Source organism: Salinisphaera sp. PC39 (genome assembly GCF_040361335.1).
Classification (GTDB): domain Bacteria; phylum Pseudomonadota; class Gammaproteobacteria; order Nevskiales; family Salinisphaeraceae; genus APNM01.
Genome location: NZ_APNM01000001.1, coordinates 184685 through 202213 on the forward strand (window position 1 = coordinate 184685; position 17529 = coordinate 202213).

At 69.5% G+C, this 17529-nt stretch carries 20 protein-coding genes; 12 read left to right on the forward strand and 8 right to left on the reverse strand.

Features of this window, described 5'->3' with window-relative positions; genetic code table 11:
- Positions 1–29 precede the first annotated feature (29 nt).
- Positions 30–1403, reverse strand: a complete 1374-nt coding sequence (trkA, locus tag PC39_RS00875; protein WP_353251468.1) for a Trk system potassium transporter TrkA — start codon at positions 1401–1403, stop codon at positions 30–32.
- 239 nt (positions 1404–1642) lie between these two features.
- Here trkA and hisI point away from each other — a divergent pair, with 239 nt between their 5' ends.
- The 6 genes from hisI (at position 1643) to PC39_RS00905 (ending at position 5146) form a co-directional block, all read left to right on the forward strand.
- Positions 1643–2035 carry a phosphoribosyl-AMP cyclohydrolase gene (hisI, locus tag PC39_RS00880; RefSeq protein WP_353251469.1) on the forward strand — a complete coding sequence of 131 codons (393 nt, stop codon included), beginning with the start codon at positions 1643–1645 and terminating at the stop codon, positions 2033–2035.
- Positions 2028–2357 (forward strand): phosphoribosyl-ATP diphosphatase, encoded by a 330-nt coding sequence (locus PC39_RS00885; protein ID WP_353251470.1) that lies wholly within the window; start codon positions 2028–2030, stop codon positions 2355–2357. The genes hisI and PC39_RS00885 overlap by 8 nt, the downstream gene beginning before the upstream one ends.
- Before the next feature lie 39 nt (positions 2358–2396).
- Positions 2397–2666 (forward strand): Sec-independent protein translocase subunit TatA, encoded by a 270-nt coding sequence (tatA, locus tag PC39_RS00890; protein WP_353251471.1) that lies wholly within the window; start codon positions 2397–2399, stop codon positions 2664–2666.
- A gap of 12 nt (positions 2667–2678) precedes the next feature.
- The gene (gene tatB / locus PC39_RS00895) at positions 2679–3077 is read left to right on the forward strand and encodes a Sec-independent protein translocase protein TatB (protein ID WP_353251472.1); all 399 of its coding nucleotides are present in this window, start codon (positions 2679–2681) and stop codon (positions 3075–3077) included.
- 6 nt (positions 3078–3083) lie between these two features.
- Positions 3084–3875, forward strand: coding sequence for a twin-arginine translocase subunit TatC (gene tatC, locus PC39_RS00900; RefSeq protein WP_353251473.1), 792 nt, complete (start codon positions 3084–3086; stop codon positions 3873–3875).
- 686 nt (positions 3876–4561) lie between these two features.
- Positions 4562–5146 carry an EF-hand domain-containing protein gene (locus tag PC39_RS00905; RefSeq protein ID WP_353251474.1) on the forward strand — a complete coding sequence of 195 codons (585 nt, stop codon included), beginning with the start codon at positions 4562–4564 and terminating at the stop codon, positions 5144–5146.
- An 85-nt stretch (positions 5147–5231) separates the two neighbouring features.
- Here the strand turns inward: PC39_RS00905 and PC39_RS00910 are convergent, their stop codons facing one another.
- From PC39_RS00910 to hemB, 6 genes are all read right to left on the reverse strand, one after another.
- On the reverse strand, positions 5232–5825 hold the full coding sequence (locus PC39_RS00910) for a hypothetical protein (protein WP_353251475.1): 594 nt from the start codon (positions 5823–5825) through the stop codon (positions 5232–5234).
- A gap of 103 nt (positions 5826–5928) precedes the next feature.
- On the reverse strand, positions 5929–6543 hold the full coding sequence (nfi, locus tag PC39_RS00915; RefSeq protein ID WP_353251476.1) for a deoxyribonuclease V: 615 nt from the start codon (positions 6541–6543) through the stop codon (positions 5929–5931).
- A gap of 56 nt (positions 6544–6599) precedes the next feature.
- Positions 6600–6884, reverse strand: coding sequence for a sll1863 family stress response protein (locus PC39_RS00920; RefSeq protein WP_353251477.1), 285 nt, complete (start codon positions 6882–6884; stop codon positions 6600–6602).
- Positions 6885–6973: 89 nt separating this feature from the next.
- Positions 6974–7462 (reverse strand): manganese-binding transcriptional regulator MntR, encoded by a 489-nt coding sequence (gene mntR, locus PC39_RS00925; RefSeq protein WP_502950835.1) that lies wholly within the window; start codon positions 7460–7462, stop codon positions 6974–6976.
- A gap of 64 nt (positions 7463–7526) precedes the next feature.
- Positions 7527–8357 carry a shikimate dehydrogenase gene (gene aroE, locus PC39_RS00930; protein WP_353251478.1) on the reverse strand — a complete coding sequence of 277 codons (831 nt, stop codon included), beginning with the start codon at positions 8355–8357 and terminating at the stop codon, positions 7527–7529.
- Between the two features lies 1 nt (position 8358).
- Positions 8359–9363 carry a porphobilinogen synthase gene (gene hemB, locus PC39_RS00935; protein WP_353251479.1) on the reverse strand — a complete coding sequence of 335 codons (1005 nt, stop codon included), beginning with the start codon at positions 9361–9363 and terminating at the stop codon, positions 8359–8361.
- 91 nt (positions 9364–9454) lie between these two features.
- On the opposite strand from hemB, the gene arsS reads away from it, so the two are divergent.
- From arsS to PC39_RS00955, 4 genes are read left to right on the forward strand one after another with little or no spacing between them, the layout of a single operon-like run.
- Positions 9455–10417 (forward strand): arsenosugar biosynthesis radical SAM (seleno)protein ArsS, encoded by a 963-nt coding sequence (gene arsS, locus PC39_RS00940; RefSeq protein WP_353251480.1) that lies wholly within the window; start codon positions 9455–9457, stop codon positions 10415–10417.
- Between the two features lie 41 nt (positions 10418–10458).
- Complete coding sequence (locus PC39_RS00945) at positions 10459–11577, forward strand: DUF8838 domain-containing protein (protein ID WP_353251481.1); 1119 nt, start codon at positions 10459–10461, stop codon at positions 11575–11577.
- Positions 11578–11631: 54 nt separating this feature from the next.
- Entirely contained in the window at positions 11632–12198 is a 567-nt protein-coding gene (locus PC39_RS00950; protein WP_353251482.1) for a sigma-70 family RNA polymerase sigma factor, read from the forward strand.
- Positions 12195–12902 (forward strand): anti-sigma factor, encoded by a 708-nt coding sequence (locus PC39_RS00955; protein WP_353251483.1) that lies wholly within the window; start codon positions 12195–12197, stop codon positions 12900–12902. The genes PC39_RS00950 and PC39_RS00955 overlap by 4 nt, the downstream gene beginning before the upstream one ends.
- A gap of 13 nt (positions 12903–12915) precedes the next feature.
- Here the strand turns inward: PC39_RS00955 and PC39_RS00960 are convergent, their stop codons facing one another.
- Positions 12916–13740 carry a DUF547 domain-containing protein gene (locus PC39_RS00960; RefSeq protein ID WP_353251484.1) on the reverse strand — a complete coding sequence of 275 codons (825 nt, stop codon included), beginning with the start codon at positions 13738–13740 and terminating at the stop codon, positions 12916–12918.
- A 137-nt stretch (positions 13741–13877) separates the two neighbouring features.
- Between PC39_RS00960 and glpK the strand changes: the two genes are divergently transcribed.
- Together glpK and PC39_RS00970 are read left to right on the forward strand one after the other, a co-directional pair.
- On the forward strand, positions 13878–15365 hold the full coding sequence (gene glpK, locus PC39_RS00965) for a glycerol kinase GlpK (RefSeq protein ID WP_353251485.1): 1488 nt from the start codon (positions 13878–13880) through the stop codon (positions 15363–15365).
- 56 nt (positions 15366–15421) lie between these two features.
- Positions 15422–17266 carry a putative bifunctional diguanylate cyclase/phosphodiesterase gene (locus PC39_RS00970; protein WP_353251486.1) on the forward strand — a complete coding sequence of 615 codons (1845 nt, stop codon included), beginning with the start codon at positions 15422–15424 and terminating at the stop codon, positions 17264–17266.
- Positions 17267–17529: the final 263 nt, after the last annotated feature.

The window sequence follows — 17529 nt, forward strand, 5'->3', positions numbered from 1 at the left end:
GCTGGAGGCTCACGCCGGTCCGCCTCCGTTCACACGAAGCCCAGCCCGACCTGGAACAGACGTTCCACGTCGGGCGTGTACTTCTTGTCCACGATGAACAGGATCACGTGATCGCCGGACTCGATCACGGTGTCGTGATGGGCGATCACGACGTCGTCGCCGCGCGCGATGGCGCCGATGGTGGTGCCCGGCGGCAGCTTGATCTCGTCGATGCGGCGGCCCACCACGCGGGAATTGCGGGAGTCGCCGTGCGCCACCGCCTCGATCGCCTCGGCGGCGCCGCGGCGCAGTGAGTGCACACGGACCACGTCGCCGCGCCGCACGTGGGCGAGCAGGGCGGACACCGTGGATTGCTGGGGCGATATTGCGATGTCGATCACGCCGCCCTCGACCAGGTCCACGTAGGCCAGCCGGTTGATCAGGGACATCGCCTTGCGCGCGCCCAGGCGCTTGGCCAGCATCGACGACAGGATGTTGGCCTCGTCGTCGTTGGTCACCGCGCAGAACACGTCCACGCTCTCGATGTTCTCTTCCTGCAGCAGCGCCTCGTTGGCGGCGTCGCCCACCAGGATGATGGTCTTGTCGACCTGTTCCGAGAGCCGCCGCGCCCGTTCGCGGTCCTTCTCGATCAGCTTGACCTGGCAATGGCTCTCCAGGGCGCGGGCCAGGCGCAGACCGATGTTGCCGCCCCCGGCCAGGACCACCCGCTTGACCGGCCGGTCGAGCTTGCGCAGTTCGCTGATCACGCGCTTGATGTGGTGCTTGGCGGCGACGAAGAACACCTCGTCGTCGGCCTCGATCACCGTGTCGCCTTCGGGGATGATGGGTTTGCCCCGGCGGTAGATCGCCGCCACCCGCGTGTCCACGCCGGGGATATGGTCACGGATGGTGCGCAGCTCGTGGCCTACCAGCGGTCCCCCGTAATAGGCCTTCACGCCCACCACGCGGACCCGGCCGGCGGCGAAGTCCACCACCTGCAGGGCGCCCGGATACTGGATCAGCCGCGTGATGTAGTCGGTGACCAGTTGCTCCGGACTGATGTGCATGTCCACCGGCAACGCCTCCTGCTGGAAGAGGCGGTCCTCGTTGAGGTACTCGGCGGCGCGGATGCGGGCGATCTTGGTGGGGGTGTGGAACAGCGTGTAGGCGATCTGGCAGGCGATCATGTTGGTCTCGTCGGCGTCCGTGACCGCGATGATCATGTCGGCGTCGTCGGCGCCGGCGCTGCGCAGCACCTCGGGGAAGGCGGCGAAACCCTGCACGGTGCGGATGTCCAGGCGGTCCTGGAGCTCCGCGAGCAGGGCCGCCTGCGTGTCCACGACGGTGACGTCGTTGGCCTCGTTGGCCAGGTTCTCGGCGAGCGTGGCGCCCACCTGTCCGGCCCCCAGTATGATGATCTTCATAATCGGTCCGGATCGGCCGCGCGGCCGGTCGCCCCGGCGCCCGCGCGAACATGGACATCAACCTCTCGCCGCCGCGATTCACGCATGTGTCAAGGTTACACCCTGTCGTCGTGCTCGCGCGCCCCCGGCGGCGGATCCGCGGCGTGCGAACGGTAAGCCGCCGGGGCGCGGGGCGCAAGGGGCAACGGTGGACGCCCATCGCGCGTAGAATGGGGGGAACGCATGGTGCGAGAGACGAGATGTCGGATTGGTTGGACGAGGTGGCCTGGGACGAGCGCGGCCTGGTGCCGGCGATCGCCCAGGATGCCGAAGGCGGCCGGGTGCTGACCCTGGCCTGGATGAACCGCGAGGCCCTGGCCGCGACCGCGGAATCCGGATACGCCACCTATTGGTCACGTTCCCGTGGCAAGCTGTGGCGCAAGGGCGAGAGTTCCGGACACCGCCAGCGCGTGGTGGAGATGCGGCTGGACTGCGACAACGACGCGGTCCTGCTGCGGGTGGAACAGGCCGGAGGCATCGCCTGTCACACGGGCCGGGAGAGCTGTTTCTTCCGGCGTTTGGAGGACGGCGCGTGGCGCGCCGCGGACCCGGTCCTTAAGGATCCCGCCGAAATCTATCCGAATCATGGCTGAAAGCGATATCCTGGCGCGTCTGACCGACGTGCTCGCGGCCCGTCGCCGCGCCGACTCCGATAGTTCCTACGTGGCCGGGCTGTATGCGCGAGGCGGGGATGCGATCCTGGCCAAGATCGAGGAGGAGGCGGCCGAGGTCGTGGAGGCCGGACGCGGCGCGGACGACGCGCACCTGGTCCACGAAGTGGCCGATCTCTGGTTTCATAGCATGGTATTGCTGCTGTATCGCGACCTGGCGCCGGACGACGTGCTGGCCGAGCTGGCGCGCCGATTCGGCGTGTCGGGCCTGGAGGAGAAGGCGGCGCGCGGACGCGGGGACTGACCCGGCGGGCCGCATCGAGACAACGACGAGGTAACGGTTATGGGTATCGGTGGCATCAGCATCTGGCAACTTTTGATCGTGCTCGCGATCGTGGTGATGATCTTCGGCACCAAGCGGTTGCGGAACATGGGCGGCGACCTGGGCTCGGCCATCAAGGGCTTCCGCTCGGCGATGAAGGAGGGCGACAACCAGGACGCCCGCAAGCGCGACGAGGATCCGCAGGTCATCGACCAGCTCGGCGAGACCAAGTCCAACACCGATCCGGTGGAGGACGCGGATAAGCGTCACGACGAGGCCAAGCACAAGTAGCCGGGCGCTGCCGTGTTCGACATCGGCTTCTGGGAACTGGCCCTGATCGCGGTCATCGGGTTGATCGTGCTGGGACCGGAGCGTCTGCCGGTCGTGGCCCGCACCCTCGGCCTGTGGGTGGGGCGTGCGCGCGGCTACGTGCGCGGGGTCACCAGCGAGCTGGATCGCGAGATCCGGCTCCAGGAGATGCGCGAACATTTCGAGCGCACGCGCCAGGAGTTGTCGGACAAGGTCAATCTCGCCGAGAGCGAGATCCGCGAGACCGGCGATTCGGTACGCGAGGCGGGCGAGGACGCGCGCCATGCCCTGGACGAGGCCAGCAAATCCGGCGAATCGGGGCCGGCGGCCGGCGGCGAGGATGACACACCCCGCAAGGACGACGGCGGCCGCGACCACGAGCGGAACGGATAGCGGCGCATGGCGGACAACCGCGAGGACAACGGCGGGCAGCGGGAGGGCGCCGACAAGGAACAGCCGCTGATCGTCCACCTGCTGGAACTGCGCAACCGGCTGCTGCGCGCGGTGATCGGCGTCCTGGTGGTGTTCGTGCCGCTGGCCTATTTCGCCAGCGAGCTGTTCACCTATCTGTCCGGGCCGCTGCTGGCCCACATGCCCGAGGGCGGCAGCCTCATCGCCACCGAGGTGGCGGCGCCGTTCCTGGCTCCCTTCAAGCTGGCCATGGTCCTGTCCGTCGTGGTCTCCCTGCCCTGGACCCTGTACCAGGTCTGGGCCTTTATCGCGCCGGGGCTCTACGCCAGCGAACGGCGCCTGGGCCTGCCGCTGGTGGTCTCCAGCACCCTGCTGTTCTACCTGGGCATGGCCTTCGCCTACTTCGTGGTGTTCCCGGTGATCTTCGGCTTCTTCGTCAGCGTCGCCCCGAGCGGGGTGGCGGTGATGACCGACATCAGCCGCTACCTGGATTTCGTGCTGGGCATGTTCATGGCCTTCGGCATCGCCTTCGAGGTGCCGGTGGCGATCGTGCTCATGGTCTGGGCCGGTTTCGTCACTCCCAGCCAGTTGGCCGGCTACCGCCCGTACGTGGTGGTCGGCGCCTTCGCCATAGCCATGCTGCTGACCCCGCCGGACGTCATCTCCCAGAGCCTGCTGGCGATACCCGTGTATCTGCTCTACGAGGCGGGTATATGGGCGGCGCGCTTCATGGTGCCGGGCGTGCGCGAGGTCGAGGCCCAGAAGCGCGACGAATCCTGATTTGGGGAATCCACCGATTTCACGGATTCCACGGATTGTAAAAAGTCCCTGCCCAAATCCGTGCCATCGGTGTAATCGGTGGATTGTTTCTGTCTCTCGTGCCTTCGAAAGCCATGAATTATCCGCCGATTAACGCCGATGGACGCAGAGGGTTGAAGGCGGCCTTCTTGATCCGCGTTCATCGGCGTCCATCTGCGGATAGTCTCTTCTTTGGACTTCTCCTTTAGAAGAAATCCACGGATTCCACGGATTGGGAGAAAATCCTCCGAAAGTCCGTGTATTCGGTGTATTCGGTGGATTGCTTCTGTCTCTCGTGTCTTCGAAAGCCATGAATTATCCGCCGATTAACGCCGATGCACGCAGAGGGTTAAAGGCCGCTCCCGATCGGCGTTCATCGGCGTTAATCTGCGGATCGTCTCTTACTTCCTTGCTTCTTTAGAGGGAATCCACGGATTGCACAGACGGTAAAGGCCGGTGCGCAAACCCGTGTCATCCGTGCAATCGGTGGCTTATTCCCCGGCCGATTCAGGTTGCGTTCAGTCCCCGTATCCCAGGGTAGGCGCCGTGGAGAAACGGGACGCGGCGATGGCGCGGATGGATGCCGTGCGCGTCGAGGGAGCGGCGGCCGCGTCCCGGGATACACACTTGAGTCGGAGCCAATAGCGATGAAACGAATCGATACGAATATGATGCGAACCGGCCTGCTGGGCCTGACACTGGTCGCCGGGTCCGCGGCGGCCGTCGAACTGGGCGGCGGAGGCGGCGCCGGCGTGAGCGTCGGCGCCGGAGTCGATGCCGGCGGTGTCGGCGCGAAGACCGAGCTCGAGGCCGACGCCACGGTCCGGCAGCGTTTCCGCGGCCTGGATCGCGACGGCGACGGCGCCGTCACTCGCGGCGAACTCGCGGCCGACAGCCGCCTCGCCAACGAGTTCGGCCGTTTCGATGCCGACGGCAACGGCAGCCTCAGCCGCGCGGAGCTCGGCACCGCGATGAAGGCCGGTGTCGACGTTCGGGCCGCCACCAAGGGGGCCGCCGCGGCCGGCAGCCAGGCGGCCGAGCAGGCGTCCGAGCGTGGCCAGGATGCCGCCCGGCGCGGCGCCGATGCGGCCGAGCGCGCCGGCGAACGCGCCCGCGGTGCCGCGGAGACCGGTGCCGAGGCGGCCGCCGGCGCCGCGGCCGATGCCCGCGCGCGGGGTGCCGGCGCATCCGGCTCCGCCCGTGGCGAGGCGCAAGTCGGCGCCGAGGGCGAGGCGTCGGCCGAGGCCGACTGACCCGGCCCGTTCGCCGCATATCGGCGACAAAAAAGGCCCCGTGCCGCGGCACGGGGCCTTTTTCATGCGCGGCGGCGCGGGGCGATCAGCCGCCCTGGCTGCCGCCGCCCATGGCGCCCGACGGCTGCATCGCCTGCAGTTGCTGACGCAGCTTCTGCATGCGCTGGAGCAGTTCCTCGGTCTGCGGGTCCTGTTCCTTCATCGCCGTGAGGGTGTCCTCCTGCAGTTTCTCGCCCGCCTTGCGGATGTCCTCCTGCTGCAGGACCTCCTGCTGGGCCTGCTGCATCTTCTGGCGCTCGGCCTGGAACTCGGAGGCCAGCTCCTGGCGCTGTTCCTTGCTCAGCTCCTCGTTCTGGAAGCGCTTGCCGAGCTTCTCCATCTTGGCGCGGCCGGCCTCGACGTCGTAGCCGGTCTCGCTCATGGCGTCCTGGACCTGCGTTTCGAACGCCTCGCGCTGTTCCTCCAGCTCGGGGTTCTCGGCGATCGTTTCCTGCCGGATCTGCTGCAGCTTCTGCGCCGCCTGCCGGTATTCCTGGACGATCTGCTGCATCTTCTGCTTCTGCTGGCCGGCCTGGGGCGCGGCCTGCGGAGCGGCTTCCTGCGCGCCGGCGGCCACCGGCAGCGCCAGGGCGGCGGCCAGCATTGCCGCGACGGGGCCGCGGTTTCGGTTGCTCAACATCGCATCCTCTTTCAATGAATCTTGCGGGTAATGAAACAGGCTAGCAGCCGGGCCGGTTCCGTCGCAAAGCGATCATGGCCCGATGCAGGGCCGCAAGACGGCGCTAGCGGCCGGAAGCCAATGCGTCCGCGGCGCGGGTGGTCTCCGGCAGCCGGTAGCGGGTCAGGCAGCGCATGACCCGGTCGACGGCCGTTTCCAGTCCCACGCGATGGCCGGGCGAGACGTAGATCGGCTTTACCCCGGCCCGCGATCGCAGGACGGCGCCGATGATCTCGTCGCCGTCGTAGAGCGGGGTCCACGCCCCGCGTTCCTCGGGCACGGGGCCGTGGCGGCCGGTCAGGCGCGATTTGCCCACGCCGATGCTGGGCAGGTCGGTAACCAGGCCGAGATGGCAGGCGATGCCCATGCGTCGCGGATGGGCGCTGCCCTGGCCGTCGCAGAGCAGCAGGTCGGGTGGGGCGGTCAGGCCCTCGAGGGCGTCCAGCACGGCCGGGATCTCCCGGAACGAGAGCAGGCCGGGAACGTAGGGAAAGACGGTCTCGCGCCGCGCCAGCGACGAATCGAGCGGGCGCAGGTCCTCGGCGTCGAGCACGACGACGGCCGCGCGCGTCACGCGGCCGCCGTCCTCGAAGCCGACATCGACGCCGGCGATCCGCCGCACGGGGCCGAGATCGTCGTGGCGTACCACGGCGTCCGCCAGCCGCCGCTGGATCGCCACCGCCTCTCGCGGCGTGACGTCCCAGCGGTGGCGGATGCCGGCGTCCTCCGGTGCCGTCAGAACTTTTCCCGTGCGCTGCTGAGCGCGTTCTTGAGGGAGTTCCAGGCGTTCTCGGCGCCCTGGCGGAGCTCCTCGAACGCGGCCTCGCTGGAGGCGCGCAACTCCTCGAGCTTGCCGCGGGCCTCCTCGCGCTGTTCGCGCAACTCGTCCAGATATCGTTGGTAGCGTTCCTTGGCCTCGCCGGAGGCTTCCCGGCTCTTCTCCTCGAAACGGGCGATCTCGGCGTTCACCTCGTCGAGCTTGGCCTTGATCCGTTCGATCCATTCGTCGCGCGTCGCCATGGGGCACTCCTTTGTGCGCTGCGAAATGTAACGAATGGTATGCGGGCGGCGGCGACGGTATTCAAGCGGGCGGGGGGCCGCGACGGCTTCTAATCCGTCGCCTGTGATTTCTCGGCGAGGCGCCGCATCGCCGCCACGGTCTCGTCGCTCACATGGTGCTCGATGCCCTCGGCGTCCTGGCGGGCCGTGGTCTCGGATACGCCGATGGCGCGCAGAAAGCGCAGGACGGTGATGTGGCGGCTGCGCGAATCCTCGGCCATGCGCCGGCCGGCGTCGGTGAGGAAGATGGAACGGTAGGGCTCGCTGGTGACCAGGCCGCGCTCGTCGAGGCGCCGGATCATCTTGCCGACGGTGGCCTGGGTCACGCCCATGCGCTGGGACAGTTCCACCGCGCGGGCCTCGCCCTTGGCGTCGATCAGATCGGCGATCAGCTCGACATAATCCTCGACCAGCTCGGTTTCGTGGGCCTTGCGGACGTGCTGATGCTGACGGGCGTGCACGTCCGGCGCGAGCATCTCGTCGGGATGCTCGCTGGAGGTGACGTGTTCCAGATCCTTGTCTTGCTTCGTGGCCACAATACAGCTTATATCGTTTGCCTAGGCTTTTGACAATGTATGCCCAGGCAAACTTTTTGAGTCCCTGTTAAGAATTCGCCCCGCCACGCAAGCGGTGCAGTACCGGCGCGGTGTCGGGCCGTACACCGCGCCAGACGCGGAACGACTCCGCCGCCTGTTCCACCAGCATGCCCAGGCCGTCGCTCGCGCTCGCGGCGCCGTGGTCCAGGGCCCAACGCACGAAGGCGGTCGGGGTGTCGCCGTAGACCATGTCGTAGGCGGTTCCGCCGGGCGCGAACAGGCCGTCGGGGAGTGTCGGGACATCGCCGCCGAGACCCGCCGCGGTGGCGTTGATCAACAGGTCGAACGGCGCCTGGGCATTGATGTCCTCGAAACCGACACCCGTGGCCGGGCCGCGGTCGGCGAAGCGATGCGCCAGATCGACGGCGCGCGTCGCCGTGCGGTTGGCCACCACGACCCGGGACGGGCTTTCCGCCAGCAGCGGTCCGAGCACGCCGCGCGCGGCGCCGCCGGCGCCCAGCAGGAGGATGCGCCGGCCGCCGAGCGCCAGACCCAGGTTGACCGTGAGGTCGCGCACCAGGCCGTGGCCGTCCGTGTTGTCGCCCTCGCGACGGCCGTCGGGCAGCCGCATGAGGGTGTTGACCGCGTCCGCGGCCTCGGCCCGGTCGGTGAGCAGGTCCGCGAAGCGCGCCGCCTCGGCCTTGAACGGCACCGTGACGTTGAGGCCTGCCCCGCCCTCGGCGAAGAAGTGCGCCGCGGTCTCGGTGAAGCCGTCGCGGGGTGCCGGCAGCAGGTCGTAGACCAGGTCCTCGCCGGTCTGGGCCGCGAAGGCGGCATGAATCTCGGGCGACTTGGAGTGATCGACCGGATGGCCGATCACCGCGTAGCGGTCGGTCATGTCAACAGGCCCCTAGCCAGCGGGCGGCGTCCTTGGCGAAATAGGTGAGCACCCCGTCCGCGCCCGCGCGCTTGAACGATCCCAGGCACTCCAGCACCGCCTTGCGCTCGTCGAGCCAGCCGTTGGCGGTGGCGGCCTTGAGCATGGCGTACTCGCCGGAGACCTGGTAGGCGAAGGTGGGCACGCCGAAGGTCGTCTTCACGCGGTGGACGATGTCCAGATAGGGCAGGCCCGGCTTGACCATCACCATGTCGGCGCCCTCGTCGAGATCGGCCGCGACCTCGCGCAGGGCCTCGTCGCCGTTGGCGGGGTCCATCTGGTAGGTCTGCTTACCGGCGCCGCCGAGATTGCCGGCGGAGCCCACCGCCTCGCGGAAGGGGCCGTACAGGTCCGAGGCGTACTTGGCGGCGTAGGACAGGATCTGCGCGTTGTGCAGGCCGCGGGTCTCGAAGGCGGTGCGGATCGCACCCACGCGGCCGTCCATCATGTCCGAGGGCGAGACCACGTCGGCGCCGGCCTCGGCGTGCGCCAGGGCCTGCGCCACCAGCACGTCCACCGTGGCGTCGTTGCGCACGTAGCCGCCGGCGTCGATCAGGCCGTCCTGGCCGTGGCTGGTGTAGGGGTCCAGGGCCACGTCGGTGATCACGCCCATCTCGGGCAGCCCGGCCTTGAGGCGGCGGATGGCCTCGGGCACCAGGCCCTCGGGATTGGCGGCCTCGTTCGCCTCGGGATCCTTCTTGTCCGGGTCGATCACCGGGAACAGCACCACCGCGGGCACGCCGAGCTCGAAGGCGTCTTGCGCCTCCGCCACCACCTCGTCCAGCGTATACCGGCGCACGCCGGGCATCGCGGCCACCTCGACCGGGTCGCCCTCGGTAATGAAAAGCGGGTAGATCAGGTCGTCTACCGTGAGCCGCGATTCCCGAGTCAGGCGCCGCGAGAACGCATGGGCCCGCAGGCGCCGGAAGCGGGTGCCGGGATAGCGGCCGGGGAACACGTCGGTCATCGAACGACTCCAAACGCAAGGGCGCGCGGAGTATAACAATGCCCGAAGGGGGCCACTGACGCCCAAACCAACGGATTCGGAGTGCCACGCGATGCGCGACACCATGCCGATGCTTGCCGAGACCGATTTCCCGCCGCTGCGGCGGGGCCGGCTCGAGACGCTGCAGATGAACCTGGGGTATCTCTGCAACCTGGCCTGTACCCATTGCCACGTGGCGGCCGGCCCGCGCCGGACCGAGCTGATGGATCGCGAGACCATGGACGTGGCGCTGGCTTTCATCGAGCGCCACGGCATCGCCAACCTCGACGTCACCGGCGGCTCGCCCGAGATGAACCCCGATTTCCGCTACCTCATGCGCGAGGCCGCGGCGCGGGGCGCGCATCTGATGGATCGTTGCAATCCCACCATCATCGAAGAGCCGGGCTACGAATGGGTGCCGGACTTCCTGGCGGACCACGGCGTCGAGGTGATCGCCTCGCTGCCCTGCTACAGCGCCGACAACGTCGACCGCCAGCGCGGCAAGGGCGTGTTCGACGCCAGCATCCGCGCCCTGCGCAAGCTCAACGAGCGCGGTTACGGCATGCCCGGCACGGGTCTGGCCCTGAACCTGGTCTACAACCCGGTCGAGCCGGTGCTGCCGCCGCCGCAGGAGGCGCTGCGCGAGGACTACCGGCGCTTCCTGCGCGAGCGCTTCGGCATCGAGTTCAACGAACTGTTCACCATCGCCAACATGCCGATCAAGCGCTACGGCTCCATGCTCATGTCCAAGGGGCGCTTCGGCGAGTACATGGACCTGCTGCGCGGCGCCCACCGGCCGGAGAACGCGGCCCAGGTGATGTGCCGCAACCTGGTGAGCGTGGATTACCGCGGCTACGTCTACGACTGCGACTTCAACCAGATGCTGGAGATATCCCTGGGCGCCGCCGACAAGCCGCGCACCCACCTGCGCGACCTGCTCGACGCCGAGCTGGCGGGGCGCCCGATCGCCGTCGCAGACCACTGCTACGGCTGCACCGCCGGCCAGGGCAGTAGCTGCGGCGGCGCCCTCAGCTAGCGCCAATCACCAATCACCAATCACGAGTCACGGCCATAACAATGACAGCCACCAGAACCAGCGTCCTGGCACGCTATTCGGAGGGCGCCAAGGCCCGCCAGGAAGACCTCTGCTGCCCCGTCGACTACGACCGGCGCCTGCTGGCGGCCCTGCCGGACGAGATCGTCGAGCGCGACTACGGCTGCGGCGATCCGTCGCGTTACGTGCGCGCCGGCGACACCGTGCTCGATCTGGGCTCGGGCGGCGGCAAGATCTGCTACATGGCCGCCCAGCTCGTGGGCGAGGCCGGCCGCGTCATCGGCGTGGACATGAACGACGACATGCTCGCCCTGGCGCGCAAGTACCAGGACGAGATGGCCGCGCGCCTGGGCGGCGACCGGGTCGCGTTCCACAAGGGGCTGATCCAGGACTTGGCCCTGGACCTGGCGGCCACCGAGGGCTGGCTGGCCGAGCATCCGGTGACGGACGCCGCCGGCCTGATGGCCCTGCAGGACCGGCAGGCGGCCCAGCGCCGCGAGGCGCCGCTGATCGCCGACGGCTCGGTGGACCTGGTGATCTCCAACTGCGTGCTCAATCTCGTGGCCGAGCGCGACCGGCGCGGCATGATCGCGGAGATATTCCGGGTGCTTAAGCCGCACGGCCGGGTCGCGATCTCCGACATCGTCGCCGACGAGCCGGTGCCCGACGAGCTCAAGAACGATCCCGAACTCTGGAGCGGCTGCATCTCCGGGGCCTTCCACGAGAAGGCCTTCCTGGACGCCTTCGTCGAGGCCGGCTTCGTCGGCGTCGGCTACGACAAGTGGCAGGCCGAGCCCTGGCGCACCGTCGGCGGCATCGAGTTCCGTTCCGTGACCCTGGTGGCGAGCAAGCCGGAGGCGGGCGCGTGCGTCGACCGCGGCCATGCCGTGATCTATCGCGGCCCCTTCGCGGAGGTCCGCGACGACGAGGGGCACGTATTCCCGCGCGGCGAGCGCATGGCCGTGTGCGCCGGCACCTACCGGCTGCTCACCGAGGGGCCGTACGCCGACGACTTCGTCGGCATCGCCCCGGCCGGGGATGCCGCGGAGCGCCCGTGGTGCGCGCCGCCCGGCACACGCCGGCCGGCCGCCGAGACCAAGGGCGGCCGCCACCGTGGCGGCGACGGCGGCGGTTGTTGCTGATCGGATCGCCGTGCGTCTGTACTCGCCCGCGCATTCCCTGCTTTAATACCGGACATGGCCAGTCCCGAGCAGCTCACGACGTGGCTCAACGCCACCGCCGACGGTGACCAGCGCGCCTTCCGGCAGCTATATACCGCCACGTCGCCGCAACTCTACGCCCTGCTGCTGCGTATCCTGAAAACCGAGGAGCGCGCGGAGGATGCGTTGCAGGACGCCTTCGTCAAAATCTGGCAGAAGGCCGGCACCTATTCGCCGGATCGCGGCGCGCCGCTGACGTGGTTGATGTCGGTCGCCCGCTACCGCGCGCTGGACCTGCTGCGCCGGCAGCGCCCCGAAGTGGGCCTGCCCGAGGACGCCGACCTGGCGGCCGCGGTCCTGGTGGACGAGGTGAGCCGCAGCCCGGCCCAGGACCAGGAGACCCTGCAGTCGCTGGAGTCCGTCCAGACCTGTCTCGGCACGCTCCAGGACGAGCACAAGCGCAGCCTGCTGCTGGCTTACTACGACGGCCTCACCCATCAGGAACTCTCCCGCAAGCTCGACGCCCCGCTGGGTACCGTCAAGAGTTGGATTCGGCGCGGCCTGATGCGCCTGCGGGAATGCCTCGCGGAGCTGACGCGATGAGCACGGACGCGGATAACGGACCGGATATGCGCGCCGCCGAGTACGTCCTGGGCACGCTCGAGCCCGGGGAGCGCGAGCGGGTCGCGGCCGAGATGCTGCACGACCGCGAGCTGTGCCTGGAGATCGCCTACTGGGAGGAACAACTCGGGCAACTCGGGCTGATGCTGGCGCCGGTGCGCCCGCCGCGGCGCGTGTGGCGCCGCATCGCGATGCGCACCGGCGTGCGCGACGAGGGCGATTCCGCGCGCGGCACGCGCCTGTGGCAGGGATTGGCGCTGGCCGCCTCGGTCGCCGCGCTGGCGCTGGCCGCGGTGCTCTACGTGGGCGTGCCCACGACGCCGACCGAGGCCGAGCCGCCGGTCTACGCGAGCATGATCCACGACGATCCCACGGGCGCCGGCTGGATGCTCACGGCCGGCGCCGGCGACGACCGCCTGACGGTCACCGCGATCCACGCCTATCCGCTGCCGCCGGACAAGTCGCTGCACCTGTGGCTGCTGCCGCCGGAGGGCGATCCGGTGTCGCTCGGCCTGATGCCGGCCGAGGGCGGCAAGGAACGCATGGCCATGCCGGAGGGCGCCGAGCGCATGCTCGACGAGGGCGCGAAGTTCGCGGTCTCCATGGAGCCGCCGGGCGGCTCGCCCGAGCCGCGGCCCACCGGCAAGGTGATGTGGGTGGTGCCGGTGACCGCCCGCGCCGGCTGAGACCGGCGCCGCCTCAGTCGTCGGCGCCGCCGGCGTCGTTCAGGGCCCAGTCGTAGGCGTAATCGTCCACTTCGCCGGCCGCGTCCAGGCGGGCCGACAGCGCGGGTGCCGCGTACTGCCGGAGATGGCTGATCACCCCCGCCTCGCTGCCGCCGAAATCCTCCCGGTACCAGTCATAGATGCGCGAGGCCGTCACCCGGCCGTCCTCAATCCGGACCCCGCGCGGGCTGTTCACGTACGCCCTGGCGTTGTCGCGTAGCTGCCGGTATACCCCGGCGCCCGTGTAGGCCGACTTCAGCAGGTTGGGGCAGCCGACCGAGGCGCAGTTCACGCCGTAGTGGATCAGCGGGGTGTCCCAGATGGGGCGCAGGATGCGGTGCTCGATGTCGTTGAGGGTCAGGCGGGTGCCGGCCACCGTGACCACCTTGCGATCCCAGGGGCCGCTGCTGAACAGCCCGCCCAGGTCGCGGATGCTGTCCACGGGGTAGTCCTCCAGGATCAGGCGCACCGTGGCGGCGTTGTACAGGTTCAGCCAGTAGGCCAGTTGCTGGTCCCGGTTGTGGGCATCGATGTCGACCGCCTCCAGGCGCCGGATGTAGGCCGCCAGGGCCGCCCGGTCGGCCTTGGACACCGCGCCGTAGCGCAAGCGGTTCAGGTCCAGCGCCGGATCGGGCTCGATGTAGCGCGTCAGGAACTCGCTCCAGGCCCCGTGATCGATGGTCGCCTCGCTGGTGGGGTCGTGTTCCTTCCAGCGCGGCCACGGTTCCGCCTCGGGGGCGGCGGCCGCGGCGCCGGCCAGGGCGAGGCCGGCCAGGGTGGCGATCAGGCGATTGGGCATCGGACAAATCCTCGGTCTGGTTGTCTTCCGGATCCGGCGGCACGGTTGACCTCGTGACGCCGCCCCCCGATTCTACGGGCACCGCCGTCGACCGGATGACGGGTCGACAGATTTCCACAACAGCCAGGACAAGACCAATGGCGGCACCGTTCCTGCTGGCCATCGACCAGGGCACGACCAGCTCGCGCGCGATCGTGTTCGACCGCGAGGGCCGTGTCGTCGGCGCCGATCAGCGCGAATTCAACCAGTATTTCCCGCGCGAGGCCTGGGTCGAGCACGACGCGGGCGAGATCTGGGAGGGCGTGCTGGCCGTGTGCCGGGGCGCGCTCGCCGCCGCCGGCATCGGCGCGGACGAGCTCGCGGGCTGCGGCATCACCAATCAGCGCGAAACCACCGTCGTCTGGGATCGTCACACCGGCGAGCCCATCCACCACGCCATCGTCTGGCAGGACCGGCGCACGGCCGATCTCTGCCGCCGGTTGGGCGACGCCGACACCGAGGCCTGGCTGCAGGCCAAGACCGGCCTGCTGCTGGACCCGTACTTCTCGGCGACCAAGCTGCGCTGGCTGCTCGACAACGTGCCCGACGCCCGCCGCCGCGCCGAGGCGGGGGAGCTGGTCTTCGGCACCATCGACACTTGGCTGCTCTGGCGCCTCACCGGCGGCCGGGTGCATGCCACCGACGCCAGTAACGCCTCGCGCACGCTGCTGTTCAACATCCACGAGCAGCGCTGGGACGAGGAGCTGCTGGCGTTCTTCGACATCCCGCCGCAACTGTTGCCGGAGGTGCGCGACAACGCCGCCGATTTCGGTACCGCCGACGCCGCCCACCTGGGCGCGCCGTTTCCGATCGCGGCGATGGTCGGCGATCAGCAGGGCGCGCTGGTGGGCCAGGCCTGCTTCGAGGCGGGCATGGTCAAGTCCACCTACGGCACCGGCTGCTTCCTGGTGATGAACCTGGGCGAGGCGCCGGTGGCCTCGCGGCACCGCCTGCTGACCACCGTCGGCTACCGCCTGGACGGGCGCACCACCTACGCCCTGGAGGGCAGCATCTTCGTCGCCGGCGCCGCCATCCAGTGGCTGCGCGACGCCCTGAGGTTGATCGAGCAGGCTCCCGAGACCGAGCGCATCGCGGCCTCCATCGAGCACACCGACGGCGTGTACCTGGTGCCGGCCTTCACCGGCCTGGGCGCGCCCTACTGGGACCCCGAGGCGCGCGGCGCGATCCTGGGGCTGACCCGGGACACCGGCATCGAGCAGATTGTGCGTGCCGCGCTCGAATCCACCTGCTACCAGACGCGGGACCTGGTCGGCGCCATCGGCGACGACGCCATCACGCCCACCGAGCTGCGGGTCGACGGCGGCATGGTGAGCAACGACTGGGTCTGCAGCTTCCTCGCGGACGTCCTGCGCATCGACGTGGCGCGGCCGGGCGTGATCGAGACCACCGCCCTGGGCGCCGCCTACCTGGCGGGACTGCAGACCGGCGTGTACGGCTCGCTCGACGAGATCGCGCGGTTGTGGCACCGCGACCGGCTGTTCTCGCCGCGCCGACCCGCCGCCGAGATGGACGATCTGTACCGCGGCTGGATGGATGCCGTCGCCCGCGTCCGTAGTAAGCTCTGACAACGAATACGACCTGAACCCATCCCGCCGGGGAGACCCTCGCGAGCACGCGGCCCATGAATAACGAAACGCCAGGTATCGGCGGCCTCACGGACACCTTCGTCGGGTCGCTATCGGGATCGGCCGTGCTCGCGGGTGTGCTGCTCCTGCTGATACTGGCCTGGTTGGCCTACCGCCGGTTCGGCGGCCGCGTCGATCCGGCGCCGCTGGCGGCCGCCCTGATGCGGTCGAGCAGCGACGGCGCGCTGATCGTGGACCGGCGGGGCACCGTGCGGCGCGCCAACCCCGTGGCCACGCGGCTGCTGCAATTGCCGGCGGCGCAACTCGAGGGCGTGACGGTGGCCGAGTTGCTGGGGCACCGCTTCCGGCGCGACGCCCTGCAGCAGTGGGCCACGACCGACGCCAGCGGCGCCCCCCGGAGTCTGCGCATCCTGTATCCGCTGCCGCCGCCCGGCGGCGAGCGGCGGCTTCAGGTCACCTGGTACGCGCTGCACCGCCGCAAGCGGCTGGTGGGGCATCTCTGCCTGCTGCGCGACGCCCGCGCCGCCAGCGGCAACGGCAAGCGGGACGCGGGCGACACCACCCTCGACATCCTCACCGGCCTGCCCGGGCGCGGGCGTTTCCTGCAGCGCCTGGAGCGGGCCGTGGTACGCATGTACGAGACCTCGGGCCGCTTCGACTGCTCGCTGATCCTGCTCAACCTGGACCGCTTCAAGCAGGTCAACGACCACCTCGGGCCGGCGCTGGCCGACCAGGTGCTGATCACCATCGCCGAACGCCTGGCGGAGAGCGCCAGCGGCGAATACCTGGCCCGGCTGGAGGGCGACCAGTTCGGCATCCTGGTGGAGAAGCGCGGCCGGCCGCGCGACCCCCTGGAATTGGTGAACGCGATCAAGGCCGCGGTGGAGCGGCCGATCTCGGTCCACGCCAACGAGTTGCGGCTCACCGTTTCCATGGGCGTGGTGATCAACGCCACCGACTACCGCTACGCCGCCGACCTGCTGCGCGACGCCCGCATCGCCCTGGCCCAGGCCAAGCGCCGGGGGCTGGGGCAGCATCAGGTGTTCACGCGCCAGATGCGGGCCTACGCCCTCAAGCACGCCCGCATCGAGGCGGACCTGCGCACCGCGCTGGAGAACCGCGAGCTGCGCGCCGTCTATCAGCCCATCGTGGATGTCCAGGCCAAGCGGGTGGTCGGCTTCGAGACCCTGATCCGCTGGCGCCATCCCGAGCACGGCGAGATCAGCCCCGGCGAGTTCATCGACATCGCCGAGGACAGCGAGCGCATCGTGCCGATCGGCCGCCACATCCGCGCGGTCTCCTGCGAACGCCTGGCCGATTGGCAGCGCTCGGCGGGCGACCCCCAGCTCTACCTGAGCTTCAACCTCACCGACCACGAAATCCGCCGCGCGGAACTGGTCACCGAGCTGGGCGAATACCTCGGGCACCACAAGCTGCTGCCCGAGAGCGTGCGCATCGAGCTGGTCGAGCGCATGCTGCTGCAGGCGGACAGCCGGCGGGCGCTGGAGCGCCTGGTATCGCTGGGCCTGCCCCTGTACATCGACGACTTCGGCACCGGCTACTCGTCGTTCAGCCGGCTCTACGACACGCCCGTCCACACCATCAAGATCGACCGCAGCTTCGTGCAGCAGATGACCCGCTCGGAGCAGGCGATGAAGGTGGTGGGCGCGATCGCCGGGCTGGGGCACAGCCTGGGCGTGAACATGATCGCCGAGGGCGTGGAGGAGCTGGGCGAGTTGCGCAAGATGGAGTCGCTGGGCTGCACCCAGATCCAGGGCTACCTGTTCGCGGCCCCGGTGGAGGCGGAGATGGTGCCGGTCCTGCTGCGGGACCAGAGCTGGATCGAGAAGCGGCTGCGGCGCGCGGAGCGCGTGAGCTAGCCGGGCGCGCGGGGCAGGGAGTCGTATCGGACCCCGGTGCCGTGCCCGATACGGGCTGGATGCCGTTTTAAAGTCCCTGACGGGAATCCATCGATCCGCCGCCTTCAGGCGGCTCGCTTTCCCCTTCTGCCCCTTGGGGGAGAAGGTTGGGAAGAGGGGGTAGCGCGGCTGGCCGCGCTGTCGTCATCCCCCTCACCCCCGGATCAAGTCCGGGGCAGGCCCTGACCCTCTCCCCGGCGGGGAGAGGGAATACAGGGCCGGCC

Bases quoted from the DNA above. Each gene is read 5' to 3' on its own strand.
- trkA (WP_353251468.1), bottom strand. From the start codon at position 1,403: ATGAAGATCATCATACTGGGGGCCGGACAGGTGGGCGCCACGCTCGCC.
- hisI (WP_353251469.1), top strand. From the start codon at position 1,643: ATGTCGGATTGGTTGGACGAGGTGGCCTGGGACGAGCGCGGCCTGGTG.
- PC39_RS00885 (WP_353251470.1), top strand. From the start codon at position 2,028: ATGGCTGAAAGCGATATCCTGGCGCGTCTGACCGACGTGCTCGCGGCC.
- tatA (WP_353251471.1), top strand. From the start codon at position 2,397: ATGGGTATCGGTGGCATCAGCATCTGGCAACTTTTGATCGTGCTCGCG.
- tatC (WP_353251473.1), top strand. From the start codon at position 3,084: ATGGCGGACAACCGCGAGGACAACGGCGGGCAGCGGGAGGGCGCCGAC.
- PC39_RS00905 (WP_353251474.1), top strand. From the start codon at position 4,562: ATGATGCGAACCGGCCTGCTGGGCCTGACACTGGTCGCCGGGTCCGCG.
- PC39_RS00910 (WP_353251475.1), bottom strand. From the start codon at position 5,825: ATGTTGAGCAACCGAAACCGCGGCCCCGTCGCGGCAATGCTGGCCGCC.
- PC39_RS00920 (WP_353251477.1), bottom strand. From the start codon at position 6,884: ATGGCGACGCGCGACGAATGGATCGAACGGATCAAGGCCAAGCTCGAC.
- aroE (WP_353251478.1), bottom strand. From the start codon at position 8,357: ATGACCGACCGCTACGCGGTGATCGGCCATCCGGTCGATCACTCCAAG.
- hemB (WP_353251479.1), bottom strand. From the start codon at position 9,363: ATGACCGACGTGTTCCCCGGCCGCTATCCCGGCACCCGCTTCCGGCGC.
- arsS (WP_353251480.1), top strand. From the start codon at position 9,455: ATGCGCGACACCATGCCGATGCTTGCCGAGACCGATTTCCCGCCGCTG.
- PC39_RS00945 (WP_353251481.1), top strand. From the start codon at position 10,459: ATGACAGCCACCAGAACCAGCGTCCTGGCACGCTATTCGGAGGGCGCC.
- PC39_RS00950 (WP_353251482.1), top strand. From the start codon at position 11,632: ATGGCCAGTCCCGAGCAGCTCACGACGTGGCTCAACGCCACCGCCGAC.
- PC39_RS00955 (WP_353251483.1), top strand. From the start codon at position 12,195: ATGAGCACGGACGCGGATAACGGACCGGATATGCGCGCCGCCGAGTAC.
- PC39_RS00960 (WP_353251484.1), bottom strand. From the start codon at position 13,740: ATGCCCAATCGCCTGATCGCCACCCTGGCCGGCCTCGCCCTGGCCGGC.
- glpK (WP_353251485.1), top strand. From the start codon at position 13,878: ATGGCGGCACCGTTCCTGCTGGCCATCGACCAGGGCACGACCAGCTCG.
- PC39_RS00970 (WP_353251486.1), top strand. From the start codon at position 15,422: ATGAATAACGAAACGCCAGGTATCGGCGGCCTCACGGACACCTTCGTC.